At 62.5% G+C, this 21,185-nt stretch carries 9 protein-coding genes; 7 read left to right on the top strand and 2 right to left on the bottom strand.

Annotation, left to right across the window (positions count from 1 at the left end; all coding sequences use genetic code 11):
- Positions 1-3 precede the first annotated feature (3 nt).
- On the bottom strand, positions 4-1,176 hold the full coding sequence (locus RQH62_RS00645) for a restriction endonuclease subunit S (RefSeq protein WP_311266817.1): 1,173 nt from the start codon (positions 1,174-1,176) through the stop codon (positions 4-6).
- Complete coding sequence (locus tag RQH62_RS00640; RefSeq protein ID WP_311266816.1) at positions 1,173-2,738, bottom strand: class I SAM-dependent DNA methyltransferase; 1,566 nt, start codon at positions 2,736-2,738, stop codon at positions 1,173-1,175. The genes RQH62_RS00645 and RQH62_RS00640 overlap by 4 nt, the downstream gene beginning before the upstream one ends.
- A 405-nt stretch (positions 2,739-3,143) precedes the next feature.
- Between RQH62_RS00640 and RQH62_RS00635 the strand changes: the two genes are divergently transcribed.
- From RQH62_RS00635 to RQH62_RS00605, 7 genes are all read left to right on the top strand, one after another.
- Complete coding sequence (locus RQH62_RS00635) at positions 3,144-3,521, top strand: cyclic-phosphate processing receiver domain-containing protein (RefSeq protein WP_311266815.1); 378 nt, start codon at positions 3,144-3,146, stop codon at positions 3,519-3,521.
- 351 nt (positions 3,522-3,872) lie between these two features.
- Positions 3,873-7,211, top strand: coding sequence for an STY4851/ECs_5259 family protein (locus RQH62_RS00630; protein WP_311266814.1), 3,339 nt, complete (start codon positions 3,873-3,875; stop codon positions 7,209-7,211).
- A complete protein-coding gene (locus RQH62_RS00625) occupies positions 7,211-13,228 on the top strand; it encodes a DEAD/DEAH box helicase (protein WP_311266813.1) in 6,018 nt (2,005 codons plus the stop codon). The genes RQH62_RS00630 and RQH62_RS00625 overlap by 1 nt, the downstream gene beginning before the upstream one ends.
- A 25-nt stretch (positions 13,229-13,253) precedes the next feature.
- The gene (locus tag RQH62_RS00620; protein WP_311266812.1) at positions 13,254-15,446 is read left to right on the top strand and encodes a hypothetical protein; all 2,193 of its coding nucleotides are present in this window, start codon (positions 13,254-13,256) and stop codon (positions 15,444-15,446) included.
- 3 nt (positions 15,447-15,449) lie between these two features.
- Entirely contained in the window at positions 15,450-16,178 is a 729-nt protein-coding gene (locus RQH62_RS00615) for an OmpA family protein (protein WP_311266811.1), read from the top strand.
- Positions 16,175-17,575, top strand: coding sequence for an EH signature domain-containing protein (locus RQH62_RS00610; protein ID WP_311266810.1), 1,401 nt, complete (start codon positions 16,175-16,177; stop codon positions 17,573-17,575). The genes RQH62_RS00615 and RQH62_RS00610 overlap by 4 nt, the downstream gene beginning before the upstream one ends.
- Positions 17,575-21,132, top strand: coding sequence for an SNF2-related protein (locus tag RQH62_RS00605; RefSeq protein WP_311267490.1), 3,558 nt, complete (start codon positions 17,575-17,577; stop codon positions 21,130-21,132). Before RQH62_RS00610 ends, RQH62_RS00605 begins: the two co-directional genes overlap by 1 nt.
- The last annotated feature ends 53 nt before the right edge of the window (positions 21,133-21,185 follow it).

Here is a 21,185-nt window from a genome sequence, read left to right as displayed (position 1 = left end):
CAGCTAAAGTTCTCCACGGAAGGCGCGATGTTGGAGGGAGACAAATGCGCCTTGAAGTTGATTTAAGTGCTTATCTTGAAAAGTCATTATTTTTTCAAATGCACTTATCCGCATCTCAAATTGTTTTTGCAGCTCAATCGGCGGCACAATGACAGGCAAATCCTGCAAAGCTTCAGAACTCAACCGCTTCGTGCCGTGCGCAGCGGTATCCACTTTTTTGAGAATTGCATCATGTTGAGCAATAAGACACCAAAGCGCAAATTCCGATGACACACGAGCGTCAAAGTGCAGCGATTTCATGTCCTGATTTATGGCGACATCGCACATTGCCATGCCGATCGGAACCGTATGGACCAAGATCATGCCTCGCACGACAATCATAACAGTATTTGCCGGCACCTTTTTGAGTGACGTCCGCTCAAATACCTCATCTGAGATGTGGTCTTGGGCATCCTTGATCCGAATCGTCTTCATGTCCTTGGGCGAGACCCATGGAAAATCACCGCTCCAGAATTTCTTGTCGGATTTTGAAGGTGTTCCCCCCGACCCCAGTGTGGCGATTTCGCCCAAGCGACTGGTGGCAAAACCCTTCTCATTCACGCGCGGACTTCCGAACATGTCATGGAAAATTGCCTGCCCCAATTTCGCATTGCACGAAAGGGATTGAAGGCGCAGGCGCCGCAGCGCGTCCGCCTGGTCCAGAATCGCCGCAATCCGGCGCTGTTCCGGGAGGGACGGGACCGGAGCCAAGGATTCCAAAATGATACGATCCGAAACCGCCGGATAGCTTGCACCGGTCGATTTACGGATCATATCCGCAACGAAAGTCGGTGTTTTGACCCAGTGAAAAAGATAGGCGGGATCGATCTTTTCGCTGGACGCCCTGAGCACACAAAATCCCGTGGATGCCGTTGCACCATCGAGATGATCAGGAATACGAGCCACGCCATTCAAATAGGGCCGGACAGTCGAGACAACGATATCCCCGGCCAAGACTTTCTGCCGAGCCCTACTCGGCGCTTCTTTGCCAAGCACACGTTGGGCATCGACGACAATTTTCTGCTCGTTATCGACCGCCCCCAAATCGACGTAGTCAATATTCTGGTCGGCAGCTTCCCTCGCGGGATTCCAGGATTTTACCGTTTCTACGCATTCACCAATAGGAGTAAGGATCACCCCAACATCTCCTCAAGCGCCTTCAGCCCCTTGGCGATCTCGTCCTCCAGTTCGCGCAACTCGCGAATAATATCCTTGGGCGCCGCATGCTCCACCGCCTCATGCACCACCTCCTTGTATCGGTTGATCGACAGGTCGTAGCCCGCTGCCTCGATCTCCGCGCGCGAAACGCAAAAGCTTTGCGCAGTGCGGGGATTGGCACACTCGCCGCCTTCGCGGTCGGCCCAGCGGGCGAGCAGGTCGGGCAGATTGTTCTTGCTATGCTCCACTTCATCCAGCGCCCGCGACGGCGCAGGGCCGATCAGGTCGTCGGCCAGCAGCGGATTGCGCTTGTCGTCCAGGCTCCACCCGTCCGCCTGCATGTCATAATACCAGACGGAATCGGTGCCGCCGCGCCCTGTCTTGGTGAAGATCAGGATCGCGGTGGAAACGCCCGCATAAGGCCGGAACACGCCGGAGGGCAACGAGATCACCGCCTCCAGCCGATGCTCGTCCACCAGTGCCTTGCGCATGCCCTTGTGCGCCTTGGACGATCCGAACAGCACGCCATCCGGCACGATCACCGCCGCACGCCCGCCGGTCGACAGCAAGCGCAGGAACAGGGCCAGGAACAGCAGTTCGGTCTTCTTCGTGTTGACGACCTTCAACAGATCCTTGGAACAGCTTTCATTGTCCAGGCTGCCGGCAAAGGGCGGGTTAGCCAGGATCAGGCTGTAATGGCCGCTATCTTCCCCCGCGCCTTCGGCCAGGCTGTCGCGATATTCGATGCGCGGCTCCTCGATCCCGTGCAGCATCATGTTCATCGCGGCGATACGCAGCATCGTCTCGTCGAAATCGAAGCCGGTGAAGGCCTTCGTCTCGAAATGCTGGCGGCTGGCGGCATCGTAGAAAATGCCGGGATGCTCGCGCCTCACATGCTCGGCCGCCATCATCAGGAAGCCGGCGGTGCCGCAGGCGGGATCGCAGACGGTGTCTTCCGGGCCGGGGTTCATCAGCCGCACGATCAGATCGATTATGTGGCGGGGCGTGCGGAACTGGCCATTCTCGCCCGCGCTGGAAATCATGGAGAGCAGATATTCATAGACGTCGCCCTTGGTATCGCGATCGTCCATCGGGATTTCATCCAGCCCCTGAACCAGCTTGTCGAGCAGGGCGGGCTTGGTGAAGGCCAGGCGCGCGCCCTTCATATGGCTGGCCATCACGCTTTCCGACCCGCCCAGCGTGCGCAGGAAGGGCATGACGTGATCGGCGACGATCTCATACATGCGTTCGGGCGCTTCATTCTTGAACGTCGACCAGCGCATCAACTCATAGGGGCAACCATCGGGGAAGCCGGGGGTGCCCAGCTCATCCTTGCCTTCGGGGAAGACGCGGCGCGGAACATAGCCCTGCTTCTTGAGCGCGAGCGCCTTTGCCTCCTCGCGGGTCTGAATTTCGTCGATGCGCTTGGCGAAGAGGAGGTAAGTGATCTGCTCGACGCCAGTGAGCGGGTTGGACACGCCGCCCGACCAGAGCGCATCGCGCAATTTGTTGATCTGGCCGCGAATTTCACCGGTCAGCATGGAATGTTCGTCTCCGAAGGCAATCGTGGAATGAAGTCGAGCGACCTTGATCAGGGAGAGGGAGTCGGCGCAACCATAAAGCGCGTTCGCGCCAAGATTGGGGGGCATCCGCACCTGCTGCCTTGACCGGGCAGGCGGACCATGGCGCGCTTGCCGTGCACAATTAGGTCTCTCATAATCAACGTGATTTTCAGGTCTGGAGACGGTTGTGAGCGACAAGAAAAGGGTGAGCACTGGGGTTAGCTACCGCGAGCAGCTCGCTCGTCGCACGAGCGTTCAAGGGCAAGCAGGGCTGATCACCGGGAAACGGAAGTCCTAGGGATTTCATCGTCACTCGACCCGGATGCTGCCAATCAGGCAGTCGTTCGCCACCTTTACCCGGACACTATGACTGGAACACATGATATGCGGATATTTCTGGATGACGAGCGCCTGCCCCCTGCCAACGAGCCCGATTGGCTCGTAGTCAGATCCGTGCCCGCATTGATGGACATGGTGTCGGCCCATTCTGCCGAGATCACCGAAATCTCGTTCGACAACGACCTTCAAGAGGAATTGGAAGGACGCCATGCAGTCGGTCGCATCGTTGGCGACGCGCTCAATCCGGCGATGCGTCTGCCCCAACTGAAACGGCTTACCGTCCATAGCGCGAATATCGTCGCCGCCGAGGCCATGATCGCCATGATGCACGCGGCGATCAGGCACGAGCAAATCCCGGCGGTGGAAGTGCGCAGGCGCAGCGCGCTCGAATATGATTACCCCATGGAAACGCCGGCTCGGTAGCAGGTGACGGCTCAAGCTGCCCTCAGCTCCAAACTACATAGAATGACCTGCCGCCCTTGGTGCAGCCGAGCAGGTCACTCATTCCCAGTCTCCTCACGGAGCCTGAATCAGATTGCACTTCTCAAATCAATGCGTCCTGCCCCTTTCACAGAAGCTCAGATTTACGAGCATGAATGCGCAAATTCCAGCTCTCGAATGCAGTGCATTAAGTCGACATTGAACCGGATGGAATGTTCCCGCTTGAATTAAGCGAATGATAATGGATCATTATTACCCACACCATCGCGGCGCAGGGGGCCATCCTACGAAGCTGACGTAAATCGCGGCGCGATGCATTGGGGAAGCAAGATAATGTCCAATGAACGGCTGACCCTGTCGTTGAGAATCGACGAAGAGCAGGACTTTGAAAAACTTCGTGCCCTTGCGAAGTATGCGGCGGCTCATAACGACGCTTCCGTGCGTGCTTTACGGATAAAGGCGCTGAACAAGGTGTCGCAACTGCGTGGTCGGGCAAATAATGGTCCGAGAATGCCCCATTTTGCCGCTAACTACGGCATCAGCGAAACCCGTCAGATTCCATTGCATGGCTATCGGCTGAGCGATGAGGCCTATGACCTCTTGCAAGCCAATCTGTCGGAAAGGGCAGCGCGTAATGCATTGGGCCAAGGCGATGGACCTGGCTTGTTCGTGCTATGGGCAGCAGACTGGTTCCGGCGCTGCTATCGCGGTGATGGGCTGAAGTGGAAGCCGTTAATCGATAGCTTGGGCGCCTCAGTAGATCAGACCTTTCTGGGCGAAATCACTGAAGCTGGTCTGCGTCGCTGGGGCCGCAAGTGTAAAACGGGTCAGCGCGGACGATATCTGCTGGGCACCCTAGCCCGAGAGGGCGGATTTCCGGTTGCTGCTCTGGAGCAGGGTGGCAAGGGCTGGGCCGGCGCCATGCTCGCCGGGATCGTTGCTCCGCTGCTGGCCGATCCGCTAGCCGGGCTAGAGCAGGCCAAAGCGTTCGCTCGCATGCGGCAGGAACGGATTACGGCCCGCCTGTTCCAGGATGACGAATTTACGCTGCTGTGCGCGGAACTGGCGCTGGCCGTCGTCGATATTCGACGCGCTACGGACGGGCCAGCACGGGCGGCAGGCCTGCCGGTTGCTGGCTGGCTCAAGATGCATCGTCCCGACTGGCGCGAGACGCTCCCTCTGAGCGTCACCGGGCCGGGCGCAGAAGCGCTACTGGGCGAATTGTTGTTGGTGGAAGCGGCCGAGATTGGCGGCACAGCGGTCGGCGTCGAACGGTTGCTGGTGCGTGGGGCGAATGAGCATTGGAACGAGGCAGCTCGTCTAGGCCTCGACGGCCATGTAGATGGCAAGGTGGTTCAGGGTATCGATGCCGATGTCGGCCGGCTGAGACTGTTTGCAGCGGGTGCGTTGGCGCGAAATATGCCCGGCGAGCTGGGCATGCTGGAGCCACCGACCGGAGAAGACAGTCGCTGGACGGCTCGATCACGACGTGCGATTCGCGAGATATTGCCGGTTCCCTTTGCGACACCCATCGAGATGGACATCCGTTCGGGCGAGCGCTGGATCGGACGCATCATATGGAAACAAGGTAAGCCCAGGCGCGGGGAACTGCTGGTCTGCACCCTTGCCGCAGGAACGGCGGAAGCACCGGAACGGCTGAAGGTCGAGGGAAGCGGGTCAGGGCTGTTCAAGGCCGATCTGCTGGTTCTCCAGGCCCCGACAGACTGGCGCGTCACCACGGCTGGCGATGGTGAAAGTATCGAGGAGGTGGCCCAGATCGGGCCGGGAGTCGGCGATACACTGCTGTGGCGCGTAAAAGGCGGCGCGTTCGTCACGGCACCCGACGGCGACTGCTATCGTGTGCGTGCGGGGCAAACCCGCGATCGCCGGGATCGGTTGGCATTTATCGACGGCAAGACGCCCCACTGGGTCGAGACGGCCGGCGACGCGGATCTGTTCCTGGGACCACCGATAGTGAAAGCGGGCGATCAGACTCGAGGCGGATTGTTCATCCGCACGATCGGGTCTCGCGAATGGTCCCGTGCGCCCTCCCCCTTGCCGGTAGGACATTATGACATCGGTTGGCGCGACGGCCAGATGCTGCTCGATCGACGCCGGATTGCGGTGCTGCCCGCGACTGCGCGCGTTGAACGTAGCGGGACCGGCACAGGAACAAGTTACACCGTCTCGGGCTTCGGCAACGTCAGCCTGACGCCAGCCGAAGGTGCGCCGGTGCGCGTGGCGGGAGATCAGTGGATCAGTTTGCCGCCGGGAATGGCCCGACCACGCTATCGTTTTGACGCCACGATCCGATGGTCGGACGGGCCACCGCTGCTAATCACGATTGGCTATCCAGCAGATGCAACGATTGCGCACTGGGACGGCACACTGCTCCCACACGGGATGACGATCACGCTGGACGATCTGCGTGAGCTGGTGGCCGTGAGCGAAGGGGAGAGCTATCTGCTGGGCGAACTGGGCGAACGCGGTCCCCGCAGGTCATCCTCGACGATGCACTGGCAATATCATGCCGAGATGCCGATGAGTTCGGTAGCGGAGGATATTGCCAGCCTGCTGCTGCCAGCGACTGGGGATGCATCCGTGCGCCTAAGCATGATTGGCACACATGGGCACTGGGATGTTCGTCCTTTCGCGATGTGGCTGCTCCGGCAGGACGATGGCGGACTGGTGGCAAGTGCAGGGGTTGTCGCAGCCGATGCCCGGATTTGCGGCCGGTCTCTGGCCGACCCGACCCACGAGGTCAGCTTCGGCACTTATTCTCTGCTGACGGATGCCAATCACCGCCCCTTTCATCTGCCAGCCGATACCGGTGGCGGATGGATCATCTATCTGCGTGAGGGCGACCGCCTCCTATCCCGCCCCGAGGTCGTGATGGCCAATGGCGCAGCCCCGCCGGCAAACAGCGCGCTCACCCGTGCGATGCAGATCACCGACTGGCATGCCTTGAATGCCGCTTTGCATGATGTGCTGATCGCCGCGCGGGAAGACCATGCGATCATTAGCGAACTAAATGCGCTGGCAGCATCCCTGAACGGCATCCTTCCCTGGTATATACTGGCGATGCGCCTGCTGCCGGAGCATCCCGCCGCTCTGGCGCGCATGGCCGTGGCCGCCACGCCGGAGCAGCGCGACGCCATCCTCGGCCTTTCCAATGCCCTGCCCTTCGCCTGGTGCCTGATCCCGCGCACCATCTGGTGGCAGGCCTTCGATGCGTGGCGAGAGGGGCTGATCGCGCGCATGCCGGGGGTCGAAGGAGCGGGGCAGATCGCGTTCATGGCCAGCCTGGCCGTCCTCAACACGCTGGTCGATCGGGAACCGTTGCTGGCGCATGTGCTGAAAGGCGATTTACCAACGGTGCCGCGCGCCGACGTAAACCAGATACTGATCCGCAAGATTGCGGATTCGCGCACAGTCCCCGGCCGCAGCGAGGGTAGTCGCTATCGCGAAGAGGGCCTGCCCCTGCCCGATGATCATCTACGCCTGCCGGACGATTGTCTGGAAACGCTCGATGCACCCTATGCCGCCGCCCTCGCCGTCAACGGCGCATGGGTGCCGAATGCACAAGCCGTCCGTCACATCAAAGCGGTGGCGCGTGCCTACCCCATGTTTTTCGCCGACGCCTTCGCCGCCGCGCTCAAGGAGACCCAATAATGGCCGCTTCCGACCCGACCCCACGCCCCGGCACCGTTCCGTTGCGCACGATGGACCTGGTGCGGGATCGCGCGGTGGAGGCGGTGTTGGGCCAGGCCGGGCTTAACCATCCCCCACTGGCAGCCGAAATACGGCGGCGTTTTGGTGGGACTGACATTGCGCAAGGCGCGCTGGTGCGCGAACCGTTGATCGAGGGGGCGGCGCCCTTCATTGCGAGCGGGCGCAGCTTTGCGGACTGCGCAGGCAATCCGCTGCATCCCGAGGTGATCAAGGCGATCTCGCAGAACCGCGATGCCAATTATCGCTTCGATCCAGCCATGCAGCCCTACAAGCACCAGCTGGAGGCGTGGGAGCATCTAACCCACGCGGAAAAGCGATCGGTGCTGGTATCGAGCGGCACCGGTTCAGGCAAGACCGAATGCTTCCTGATGCCGCTGCTGCACGATCTGGCGAGCGAAGCGCAGCAGACCGGACGGCTTTCCGGCGTGCGCGCGATCATGCTCTATCCGCTCAATGCCCTGATCGCGAGCCAGCGCGAACGCCTTAGCGCCTGGACAGCGCCCTTCGGCGACCAAGTCCGTTTCGGGCTGTATAATGGCCTGACGCCGGAGACCCTGCCGGCGCGCGATAGACTCAATCCCGAGCAGGCCGAGGATCGGGCGACACTACGCAACGATCCGCCGCCGATCCTCGTCACCAACATCACCATGCTGGAATATATGACGGTGCGGCGGGTGGACCGCCCGCTGATCGAAAAGAGCCAAGGCAAGCTACGCTGGATCATCCTAGACGAAGCGCATGGCTATGTCGGGTCGGCTGCGGCCGAAGTGGCACTGCTGCTCCGGCGCGTGATGCTGGCGTTTGACGTGAAGCCCGATGACGTGCGCTTCGTCGCGACGTCGGCAACGATCGGCGAAGGCAAGGACGTGACTGAGCAGCTCCGCCGCTTCCTGCGCGACCTGTCCGGCGCGGACGAGGCTCGGGTCAAGGTCGTGCTGGGCAACCGCGACAAAGTTCAATTGCCAATACCGGGAAGCTCCCCGGCCCTGACTGACGAAATGCTGACGGACCGCATGGCTCTGGCGGCCTGCCCGCCAGTCCAGGATTTCGTCCGGGCGGCCGAGGCCGGGCCGGTGCGGCTGGATCAGGCCGAAACCATGCTGCGCGCCACCGGACAGCCGGTCGAGGCTGTGGTCAGCGCAATCGCGGCAGACACCGATGGGGCGCCATTGCTGCCGCTGCGCGTGCATGGCTTCCTGCGCGCGGTGCCGGGGCTGTGGAGCTGCATCAACACGCATTGTAACGGATCAGCGCCCGGCTGGCCGTTCGGGATGATCCTGCCCGAGCGCGTGAACAACTGTCCCGATTGCGAGTCTGCCGTGCTGGCGGTCGCGAACTGTCGGGAATGCGGCGAACCCTATCTGGAATGCGAGGAGCGCGACGGACGGCTGCAATTGCGCACCAATGCCGCTCTGGCGGATGAGTTTGCCGAGCTGTTCGAGCCGGAAGGAGAAGTTGAAGACGGTTTGGCCGAGACAAATGCGGCGGCGGGCGATTATGACGCGCTGCACCTAGCGATTGCCACCCGCACGCTCGAAGGCGGCGGCACGGCCCATGTAAAAGTTGCGACCGGCGAGCGATATGACCGCGCGCAGGACGATACCGTGCCCTATCAAGTGCACAAGGGCGATCGTTGCGGCGCCTGCGGTGCGCAGGCTGGCGCAGGCGGGCCGGTGCTACGGCCCCTTCGGTTCGGCGCGCCTTTCCTGATCGGCAATGCCGCGCCGGTGTTGCTGGACGGCGTAAAGCCGCGTATCCCGGCCGGCATCGCCATCCGACCGCCTGCGGACGGACGACAGCTGCTGTCCTTTACCGACAGCCGGCAAGGCACGGCCCGGTTCGCCGCCAATCTGCAAAGCGCCGCCGAGCGTGGCTTCGTCCGCAGCCATATCTATCATGCCGTGCAGGGGAGTATGGCTGAGATTGCAGCTGCTGATGATCCCGACATCCTGACGACCAGACAAACCATCACTGCGCTGGAGGCGCTGCCCAACAGGGACGCAAGCCTCGATCAGATCTTGGACATGCAACGGGCAAAGCTGGCGGCAGCTCTTAGTCCATCGCTTGGCGGCCTGTCCTGGAAGAAGCTTCGCGGCAAGCTGGCGATGCGTGACGAGGTGCGCAAATGGATGCGCGACATCTGGGCGCCCCGCGACAAGCGTTATGAGGATCCTGAGGCGCTGGCCGAGTTCCTGATGCTGCGCGAACTGGCACGGCGTCCGCGGCAGGCCAATACGGTCGAAACCATGGGGCTGGCGCGGCTTCGCTTCGATGCCATTGATCGCGTGCGCGGCCTACCCAACCTGTTGACGGCGCGTGGGTTCGATGTAGGCGCATGGCAGGGACTGCTTTATGCCATGCTCGACATGGTCGCCCGCGCTAATCTCGCGATACGGGCTAGCGACGATGATCTGCACTGGATCACCGCACGAGGGTGGCGAAAGGAATTACTTCCTTTTGGCGAAAAGCCGAAAGTCGGCAAGGAACAGCGCTGGCCGATCGCCGGACCGGGCGGCAATGCCGGTAACATCGTTCGCCTGCTGGAAAAGACGCTGAGGTTGGATCGCAGCGAGGCACGAGACAAACGCGACCTCAACGACCTGCTGGAAGCTGCGTGGGACGCCTTGCTGCCGCTTTTCTCCAGCCCGACCGAGGACGGCTACGCCCTGAATCTGGAGGCCGCCCATATCGCACCTGTCGTCGATGCCTCGCAATGCTCGGTTACCCGCCGGGTGCTGGCAAACCCGCCACTGGGGTTAAGCCCTTATGGCCATCGCGATGGATTGATCACGAGCAATCTTGCCCCCAAGCCAATCGTCATGCCGCGCCTTCCGGTCACCTTCCCGAAAGGCGACCAGGTTGAGCAGATTGCCGACTGGCTTGATCAGGATGAAGCTGTCTGCACGCTGCGCGTCGGTGGGCTGTGGGCAAACCTGCACGATCGCGTGGCGATGCTGTCGCCCTATATACGCGCAGCCGAACATAGCGCGCAGCAGCCGCCATCGCGGCTACGGACATTCGAAATCGCTTTCAAGAAGGGCGAGATCAACATCCTCAACTGCTCCACCACGATGGAAATGGGCGTCGATATCGGTTCGGTGTCTGCAGTGATGATGACCAACGTGCCCCCCGCGCTCGCCAATTATCGCCAGAGGGTCGGGCGCGCGGGACGCCGTGGACAGGGCTTCGCCACCTCGCTTACCTATACGCGCGACACGCCGCTCGACCGCGAGATGTTCCGCGATCCGCAAACCTATCTCAGCCGACACACGCGGGCGCCGCAGGTCAAGCTGGACAGCCGGCGCATCGTCCAACGTCATGTCAACGCCCTGCTACTGGCCCGATGGTTCGCAAGCGAAGGTGGAGAAGCACTCAAGACGCAGGTGGGCGATTTCTTCGGCTGCCCCGAAAGTGTCGGCGCTGCGCAGCCGGCATCGGCGCCTGTCGACGCGTTCCTGGAGTGGGTCGGGCGTCCGTCGACGGTGCAGGCGCTTGGGACAGAACTGGCGGTTCTGGTGAATGGCACCGTGCTGGCGGGTGACAACCTGCTGTTCAACGCGACCCTCGAAGCGATGAGCCAAGTGCGCAGTGCGATAATCGAGGAATGGCGGATCATGCAGACGCAGGCCGAGGGCTTATCGAAGGAGGGTAAGAACGCCATCGGCTTCCAGCTGCAGCGCCTGGCGCGGGACAATCTGCTGAGCGAGCTGGCGACAAGAGCGGTGCTGCCCGGCCATGGTTTCCCGACGGCCGTGGTGCCCTTCGTCCATAGTGACAAGCCTGCAGCCGACGAGGCGGAGGCCGGCGACGTGCGCGGTCGCCGACGTAGCTTCCCGACGCGTAACTTGGACATTGCAATCCGAGACTATGCACCGGGCGCAGAAGTGGTAGTTGACGGCCTGGTCTATCGCTCGGCTGGCGTGACGCTCAATTGGCGTCGGCCGATCGATGCCGACCAAGCGAGCGAAGTGCAGGCCATCCGCAATTTCTGGGCCTGTCCGTCCTGCGGTGCAGCCGACACGGCATCGGTAGTGCCGGAGCATTGCCCGGCCTGTCAGGCGGCAATCCCCCTCAAAGCGCAACTACGTTATTTGGAGCCAGCGGGCTTTACCGCCGATCGAGCCGACAAGCCGCATGCCGAGACCGACATAGTCGCCTTCATTGAGCCGGAGCCCGAGCGGATCGTAGCCCGTGGCGCTGGCTGGGCGCCGATGACCAATCCCGCGCAGGGTCGGATGCGGGCCAGTCACGATGGCCTCGTCTTCTTCTCCTCGCGCGGAGGCGTAGGCGGCAAGGGCTATCATATCTGCCTGGAATGCGGACGGGCCGAAGCCTCGACCGGAGAGCCTGGCAAACCAATGCCGAATCACAGGCCATTGCGGCACACCAAGCCAAACGGAGCGGGTTTGTGTCCCGGCAACGATCATCCTTTCAAGATCGTCCATGACTTGGCCCTTGGGCACGACATCGTCACCGACGTGGCGGAGTTGCAGCCCATGGGGCTGGACAGCGAAGGCGCGGCCTGGGCGGCGCTGTCGGCGCTACGCCGGGCACTGACGCGCGGGCTCGGCATTGAGGCCGGCGAGATCGGCATGGCGGTGAGGCCTGCCATAGGTTCCCTTGGACAGCGCACGCATTCGCTTTACCTGTTCGACCGCGCATCGGGCGGCGCTGGGTTCGCGCCGCAAGCGACGGCGCTTTATGATCAGCTACTGGGAGAAGCAGCCGCGATACTGGAATGCCGCGAGCCGGGATGCGAGCGGGGCTGTTCTGCGTGCATCCTGACCGGAGATCTTTTCCGGCAGCAGGAGATCGTCGATCGCAAGGGCGCGCTGGCCTGGGTGCTGGAGACGCTGGAGGCTCTGGGGTCGGTCGCGAGCGAAGACCGCTTCGTGGACGACGCGCGGTTCAGTCGCGCTGTTGCCGACGAGCTGATGACTGCCGTTGATGGCGGGACTAAGTCTGTCAGCCTGTGGATTGGCGGCGAAGCCGATGTAGCGATGCTCGCGCAGGGACCGCTCGCCATGGTTGCGCGAAGAGCAACAGATCGGGGCGCAAGCCTGCGCCTGATTGCCGATCCGGCTTGGCTAGACCGGCTGGACGCAGCCGCGCGACTGGCCCTGAGGGATTTTGCCAAGGCCCATGCCATCGACCTGCGGCGCGGAGCGGCGATGCGCTTCGACAATGGCGCCGAGGCAATTGCTGCCGCCACGGATAGCGCCGAAACCATGCTCTGGGCATCGCGGGATGATGCCGCGGCACTGCCCGGCGAGGGCTGGGGCCTGGGCTTGACAGCTCCGGTCGTGTGCGGACGCGTCGAACGGTTACCACTTGCCGCGGCAATCGGATTAGATAGCCTGCTGCCCGCATCGGGGACGCGCTTCATGGGCCTTGCAGGCGCCGCCGACGGAACCATCGCCGGGTTCGGCACGCGCATGGTCGATACGCTGCTGCCGGCGATCCGCGAAGCCGGCGGAACGGGCGTGCTGACGCGCATCGACTATAACGACCGCTATCTGCAATCGCCGCTGGTTATCCGGCTGATGGTCGAAACGATGGCCGCGTTGCGCGATGCGCTGGCAGGGCCGGACGCGACGATCGATGTCCGGATCGTCACCAACCGCCACAAGCACCATGGCCAACAGCCCTATCTGATCCATCATGACTGGCAATCGGAATGGACCCGTGCCGATGTGCTGGACGCCGTGCTGGACGCCCATGGGCTGGAGGCCGACCTGATCGAGCACGGCGCCGAGCATGGCCGGATCATGACACTCGGCTTCGCCGATGGCGCGCAAGTGCGGCTTGTCCTGGATCAGGGCTTTGGCTCGTGGCGCACGCCTGTTTCTGCAAAATTCGATTTCGGCGTGGACGCGGCAAGTCAAACCGATAGGTTGCTACGCTATTCGGCGCTGATAAATGCAAATGGTGCAGGCTATGCCGTGGTGACGACATAACGATCTGGATATTGGGGTAATATTCGTGGACCATCAGATACTTCCGAATAAGATCGTTGCCCTGCTGTTCGGGTGGACATGGACCGGGTTTGCCCTGTTCGCTCTGATATTGGTGCTGGCGGCATACATCATCGTCCGGACTTACTGGCGCTATTACAGGCCATCCAGGACAGCACTGGAGGCGCGCCTGGCGGCCACGGACATCATTGCCCGGCAAGAGACGGACGCTGACGCTCAGGCAGCCTTTGCCGATCATTATGACGACATTGCAGCCGCCATGACCGCGGGCGGCAAGGGAACTGGAGAGCTGCGCCATGCTTGGACGCAGTTCACGGAAACCTTTGTCGATCCCAACGACAGGCCGTTGCGCGCCACAAGCCGGCCAGAAGGCTATTTCCTACATTTGAGCGACGATTCACGCCTGCTTGCCTGGTGGGCTAACATTTTCGTGGCGACGGGCCTTACGCTGACTTTCTTCGGTATCATCGCGGCACTGGTGGGCGCCGTCAGCTCCATGTCGAGCGGGGCTGACATGGCACAGGTGCAGAAAGCCCTGGTCGACCTATTGACTATGACGGCCACCAAATTCTGGACATCGATCGGCGGCGTTCTCGCTTCCATCGTGCTCCGCATGGTCGACCGGAAATGGCACTCTGCGACCGATAAACGGCTTGAAACGCTGTGCGAGCGCCTGGAATATGGCACACTCTTTTCTCCACCTCAGCGCATTGCGGCGCAGCAACTAAGGGAACTCGAACAGCAAAGTCTGGCGCTAACAGAGTTCAGCCAGCAGCTCGCCGCCAGCATCGGCGATGCACTGGGCCAGCATATGCAGCCGGTCGTGGCGGGCCTGTCAGGCATCCAGACGTCGATCAACGATTTCAAAGACGGCAGCTTCAACCAGATCGGCAAGGAACTGGGCGAAGCGATCAGCCGTAACGCCGGCAGCGAAATGGAAGGGCTGGCAGCGGCGCTGACCGGCATGACGTCGGGACTCCAGGGCGTCAACGATCGGTTGGAGGGCGCCAGCGGCGCAGCGAGCGAGCAGATCGCGACGGCTGCACGGGAGTTTTCCACGGCGTCCGAACATATGACGCAGGCCTTCGCCGAACTATATGGTCGGATCGACGGCATGTCGCGTTCGCTCGCCAGCCAGTCCGACGAAGCCGAGCGCCGCACCGCACAGCGCGTGGAGGAAGACCGCGCGAGCTACGACGCCATGGCGCAGGGACAGCGCGAGGTGATGCGTGCGATGGGCGAGGAGATGCAGTCCGCCTCGGCTGCCGCGAGCGAAGCGATGGTCGCGGCCGTGCGCGGCGCGGTGCGCGATGCAATGGCGGAGAGCAGCACCGCGATCGGCGCGGCGCTGGAGGGCTTCGCAGGAGCGACGAGCGGTATCCAGTCCGCCTTCGATCATATGCGTGGGCAGATAGCCGATCTTGGCGAGGCTCTGTCGGGCAGCGCGCAAGGCGCAGCAGAGCGCAATGCCGAAGTCCTTGCCAAGGCAGCGACGGCTCTGGAGGCCGCTACAGCCAGAGCCCAAACCGGCATGGGGGCAGCGCTCGATGAGGCAATCAACCGCTCCACCGAAGCATCCAGCCGCGCCATCGGACAGGCGTTCGAGGCCTTCGGCGCACGTTTCGAGACGGCGAGTGCCGGGCTGGTGCAGACCCTGACGACCACGGCCGGGCGCATGGAGGCTTTGGCCGGCGCGATCGAGCGATCCGCAGGTGCTGCAGACAGCCATGCCGGCAAGCTCGCCGACGCGGGACGCGAGGCGCAGGGCGTCGCGACCATGCTGGGCCGTGCCGCCAATGACCTGCACAAGGTGGCCGATCCGATCCGCGTTGCCACCGACAGTATAGACAAGGCAGCAACCTGGACCAACGAGACGCTCAAGGAAATGGATCGCCGCAATGGTATCCAGCAGGAGATGATGCGCGGCATCGCCGACAGCCTGACCGCCACGTCTGGCGCAGCAGCGCAAGCGTGGAATGGGTATCGCGACCGGTTCGAGGCGGTGGACGAGGCGCTGGGGCGGGCTCTCGATCAGATCGGCCAGGCATCCCAAGAACATGCCACCGGCCTCAACGAGCATGTCGGGCGGATCGATCTGGCGCTTGCCGATGCTGTCGATAGGCTGGGCAGCGCGCTCGACGTCATAAAGGATCTCGCCGAGGCACTGGAGGACCGCAACGGTCCGGGCGGAAGGGGCTAAACCATGTCCAGTCGCGGTGTCCGGCGATCACGCGGTGAAGAGGAAGAGGAGAGTTATTTTATCTCCATGGCCGACATGATGGTGGGCCTGCTCTTCATCTTCATCATTTTGCTGCTCTATTTCGCTCTTCAATTCCAGCAGAAGAGCAAGGCACTATCCGACGCGGGTGAGGCGAGAACGAAGATATTGCGCGACCTCAAGACCGAAATCGAACGACGCGATTCCAGCGTGAAGGTAGAAATCGACACGCGAACAGGGGTGCTGCGCATGCCTGCGGCGATCCTGTTCGCCAAAAGCGAATATCGGATGACGACCGAGGGCGAGCGCGCCGTTGGTGTAATTGCAGGGGCGATGGCGCAGGTGCTGCCTTGCTACAGCTTTCCGCGCCGTAAACAGGGGTGCCCCGACACACCGCACAGCATCGATGCGATCTTCATCGAAGGCCACACTGATGCCGACAAGATGAATGGGTGGGCAGACAATATGGACCTGTCGGCGCTACGCGCGACCAGCACCTTCCGGGCAATGGAACGGGCAGTGCCGGTGCTAGATGCGCTACGCAACCGAGAGAAGCGACCGATTCTATCGGTAAGCGGCTATGGCGCCGATCGGCCGGTCGATACAGGGACCAGTGAGGCCGCCAAGAGCCGTAACCGGCGCATCGATCTGCGCTTCCTAATGGCGGCGCCGCCACCTGAGGATCTGGTCCAGATGCTGACGGGGCAGGAATGAGCGGGCTGCGCGAGACGGCCGAGCGCTTAGCTAGAGCGGGGCGGCTGCCATTGCCGCCAGCGGAGCGCAAGACGGCATGCGAGCGCGCGGCCAACCGGTTGGCGGATCGTAAGGGCAAGGCGGTCGGGCCGAGCGAACCCTGGGAAGATTTCCTGCGGCGGCTCGGCGACAGCGCACTTGTCCCTCGCGCCATCGCACGGCGTGACCTACGGCGTATGGTCGGCGAACTTTGGCCGCACCATGACTGTGACAAGGTAGCACCGGCCACACTCGACGCGGCCGTGGCCGCCAACGCCAAAAGTGTCGATCGCTCCCTCCTGACCGCCTATCTACGGCATTTCCCGCTGGATCATCCGTCCTTCGACGCGTTGCGTGCCGCTTCTGAACTGACGGCAGAGCGACATGACTGGCCATGGCGGCAACGCGGGCAGCAATGGCGTCTGTGGGACGCGGACAATGGTCCTGCAAGGTTAGCACGCGCGTTGCTGACGACCGACAACCCGCTCCTCACCCTGCGAGAGGCAGGATTGGACGGCGATTTGGCACATGGCGGCTATGTGGCCGATGCCATCGAGAATGCGTGCGAGCAAGCGGGACGTGCGCGCGGCGAGCGGGCACAGGAGATGGGGACACGGTTGATCGCGCTGTTCGATCGGCTGGCGATCGGAGGCATGGAGGCATTACTGGCATGGGCGTTGCTCGCGCCATGGAGCAGCGCGGCGCCAGCAGCGGACTATAAGGACCAGATCAGCCGGCTGCTGATCGCACGCATCGGCGATCCCCGACTTGCCGCCGCGAAGTGGTCCGCGATTGAGCAAAAGATCGCTGATTGGCAATCGTCCTATGTTTCTGGGTCTATAACTGGCCGGCTGCGCTTCTGGCTGGCGGAACGTAATGTCCGCGCCTTCTTCTCCATCGTCCGCAAGACCACCGACCGGCAGGATCAATGGGATGCCCGCGAAGCTTTCTGGCTGGGCTATATCGAAGTGAGTGCAATCTCGGATGCATGGTTCGCCTTCGGTCGTCGGGCGGAACAGCTCGCCGGTCATCTGGCGCGCGATGAACGTGTGCAATATGGGCTCGTTTCAGGCGGAGCAGACCCCAGCCACTCCGCTCTGATCCTGTCCATTGGTGACCTTAGGATCGCAGAATGGAGTCATAATGGATCATGTCGGTTCTGGCCTGACGCAACCGCCAGACATCCTGATAAAAGGTTGAGCAAATATGTAGCGCCTCCGCTCTATCAGGATCGCTATGATGGCAACCTGCTCCGCACGACGGTCGGGCCTGCCGGCTTCCAATACGTCCCTCATATGAGCATGTGGGAATGGCGCTTCTCTTCGATCATTTATCGCCACACGGGCATCCGGCATCCCGTTTATGGGGCCGGGATGTGATGGTGAATTTCCATGCCAACGGCCAGCGCCTGTCGCTGGTTCGCGAAATCCCTTCCCGCCTCCCCTTCGGCAAGGCTTCGCGTGAGATCATCCCCTTCGACGACTGGGTGCTGCATCGTCCTGACATAGCTACCGCCGCCATTGCGCGGCTGCTGCAAGCTTATGGTGATGGCGAGGTGGCTGCTGATGGAGAAGCGTTAGTTAAGCCGAATACGGACGGCACCCGGTTGCATCCGGCCTTGATCGCCCGGCTGAGTGACAGCGAGGCACAAGCGCTTGGCCTTCCGCTGGCGACGCGGCTGGCGCTGACGCTGCGGTCGAGCGGTCTTATCCAGCGGGATAGCTTTCGTATCGATACGCACTGGTCACGCATGGGCGGCGTGACCGTGCGGGCGGCACTCAAGGACGGGTTTCTGCGACAGGACGGACGCGACTGGCGTATCCCCGAACCGCTCTACTCCACACTGGTAGCCGTAGAGGCAGTCAATGCAGCGTCCGATGATGCCAGTCGGCAGCGCGCCCTGGCTGATCTCAAGCAAGCCATCGGCGAGGAAGGCGCGGCCAATATCCGGCCTGACGGCTTGATCGATCGGCTCCGGCTCGCTTATGCGTCCGGCCTTTCGCTACAACTGCGCACATCGGGCGATGGGTTCGACTTCGACCCGGTGCTGTTCGCCCGCGATCGGGTTTCGCAGGCAGAGGATGGCGCCGTGCTGGATGAGGCGACCGACAGCCTGTTACCTCCTGCTCTAGCTACAGGCTTTGCCCGCCGGTTCCGCAACGGCGATGGCCGCAGGCGGACCTATCTGCTCGATGACGGCTCCCTGCTCTATATCGATCCGCAGCTGAGCGAAGCGCTGGCTGCCGTCCGTGTGGCACAGGCTGGTGGCGCCGAGCAGCGCCGCGCCTTCGCCACCGCACCAGAGCGTCACATCGGCGATGCATTGCGATCGGCCGGTCATGATCCTGCCGACGTGCCCCGGCTGTTCATCGAAACCCAGCAATTTTCCGAACGGGTTGCTGGCATCGATGTGTGGCGCAAGCCCGTCCTGCCCTGGATCAAGCCCAAACCGGATAGCTGGCTGCCAGAAAGCTTCGGCCTGCGGATCGGTGAGGAGCCGGATGCGCATAGCATCCCGATCGCGCCGGATGACGCCGCGTTCGTGACGGAAATGGCACAGCAGGCCGTGCGCGAGGAGCGCGCCAGCTTCCGCTATGAGGGGCAGGACATTCCTGCGACACAGGCCACCGTGACAGCGCTGGAGAGGCTGGTCGATCTTGTGACGGCTGCCGGTGTGACCGACACGAAGGCGGACATACCGCCGCCGATGCTGCGACAGCGCTTCTTCCTGCAAGTGCGCGACAATCTGGATGACGTGGTCTATGCGCCGCTCGTCCGCGATGCGGGCATCGATACATCCCCGGCAGCCTTGCCGACCTGCCTGCGTTCGACACCCAAGCCACATCAGCTCGATGGCTTTCAGTGGCTCGTCACTTGCCGCCGTGCCGGATTGCCCGGTGCCCTGCTCGCCGACGATATGGGGCTGGGCAAGACGTTTCAGGCGCTCGCATTTCTGGCGTGGCTGCGCAGCGAACATGGCGCCGGAAGGCCAGTGCTGATCGTCGCTCCAACGGGCCTGCTGGAAAATTGGCGGGCCGAGATCAACCGACATCTGGAGCCTGATGCCCTGGGGCGGGTCGTTGACGCCCATGGCGCCGCACTCACCAGGTTGCGCGGTGGAGCAGCGCGGGACATCGACAGCGGGGATAGCGCGATCGACCCGGCGGCTTGGGCGCAGGCTGGGGTCGTCCTGACCACTTACGAGACGATGCGCGACTATCATATGAGCCTCGCGCGCCAGCCTTTCGCCGCCATCCTCTATGACGAAGCGCAGAAGCTCAAGAATCCCGCCAGCCAGGTCACGCGGGCGGCTAAGACGCTGAATGCCGCCTTCCAACTGGCGATGACCGGCACCCCGGTGGAGAACCGATTGCAGGATCTGTGGTCGGTGCTGGATGTCGTGCACCCCGGCTTGCTGGGGTCAAGCCGCCAGTTTGAAGAGAGCTATCCTGCCGAACCCGAAGCATTGCAGCGTCTGCATGCCTTGCTAACGCAGGAACAGGGGGGACGGCCGCCCGTCCTCCTGCGACGCATGAAGGATGATTGCCTGGCCGGTTTGCCGGCAAAGCACATCCGCGCCCTGCCGCTGAACATGCCACCACTTCAGGCGCAGGCCTATGACCGCGCGATATTGCGTGCGATGGTGGTCAAGGGGTCGGGCGAGCGGGGCCGCATGCTGGAAGTGTTGCACCAGTTGCGCGGTGTTTCGCTGCACCCGCTGGCGCCGGAACAGGCGGGGAGCGATGCCGGCTATTTCGAGGATTCAGCACGCATAGCAACCTTGTTCTCGCTGCTTCACGAGATCAGCGCGAAGCGGGAAAAGGTTCTGATTTTCTGCGAAAGCCTGGCAATGCAGGCCCTCCTAGCCGCAGAGATCGCGCGGCGGTTCAATCTGTCTCATACGGTCGAGCGCATCCATGGCGGGGTCGCGGGCAAGGCTCGCCAGGCGGCAGTCGATCGCTTCCAGAGCCGCGGAGCTGGTTTCGATGCGATGCTGCTGTCGCCCAAGGCCGGTGGCGTAGGACTGACACTGACCGCCGCGAACCACGTCATCCACTTGTCACGCTGGTGGAATCCAGCGGTCGAAGACCAGGCTACCGACCGCGCCTATCGCATCGGCCAGGACAAAGACGTCACGGTCTATTTGCCTCAGTCGGTCCATCCTGACCCGGCGGTCGCGCCGACCAGCTTCGACCTGAAGCTCCATGCCCTAATGGAACGAAAGCGCGCGCTCAGCCGCGGCCTGCTGGCGCCAGCAGAAGATGAGAATGACGCTGGCATGCTGTTCGACGGCATTCTGGGCGACAGCGAGGAGGATGTTTGGGTCTCGGAAGCTGCCGAGCAGCCCAGTCCGCCTGTTGCAGCACCCGAGCCGCCGGCGCCTCCTGCGCCGCGTTCCATTCTGCGCCCACGCGTAGTCGCTTCGCCTCCGCCGCCTGCTCCGGTCGCCCCTCCGCCGACCTGGCCGCAACGTGTGGTGTATCAACCCGGCGGAGCGCGCGACTATCGTATCTTCAAAGGCCCGATCGAGGCCGATCCGGTGCGTGAACTGCGTATCGTCGACCCCTATGGAGCAGCTGGCGCCCGTGCGCGCCAGAATGTGGTCGATTTTGCCCGCATGCTGCTGAAGGATGGGCAAGGGGTGGATAGCGTTCAGCTGATCACGGCCGATACGGAATTTGTGGACGTCGATCCCCCGGAGAATGACGCAACCCAATATGGTGACATGCATGACCGCTGGCAGCGCACGTTCGGTCGGGATGTTCCGTTGCAGTTCATCGCATTGTCGAAACGCGGCAACAGTTCGCTCCACGACCGCGAGGTGCAGGCAGTGACGCGGTCAGGGCGAACGCTTATTTGGGATCTTGGGCGCGGCATCGACGCGGTGATGCACAATCGCCATCAATGCAGGGTGGTGTTGACGACCGAGCCGTGACGGATACCCACCCTGTCAGCAGCATTTGCTATGCCCGGAAAGCGTGGTTTTGC

The sequence above is a fragment of the Sphingobium sp. WCS2017Hpa-17 genome (assembly GCF_031843765.1).
In the GTDB taxonomy this organism is placed as follows: Bacteria; Pseudomonadota; Alphaproteobacteria; order Sphingomonadales; family Sphingomonadaceae; genus Sphingobium.
This window is presented reverse-complemented; position numbering and strand designations above follow the sequence as displayed.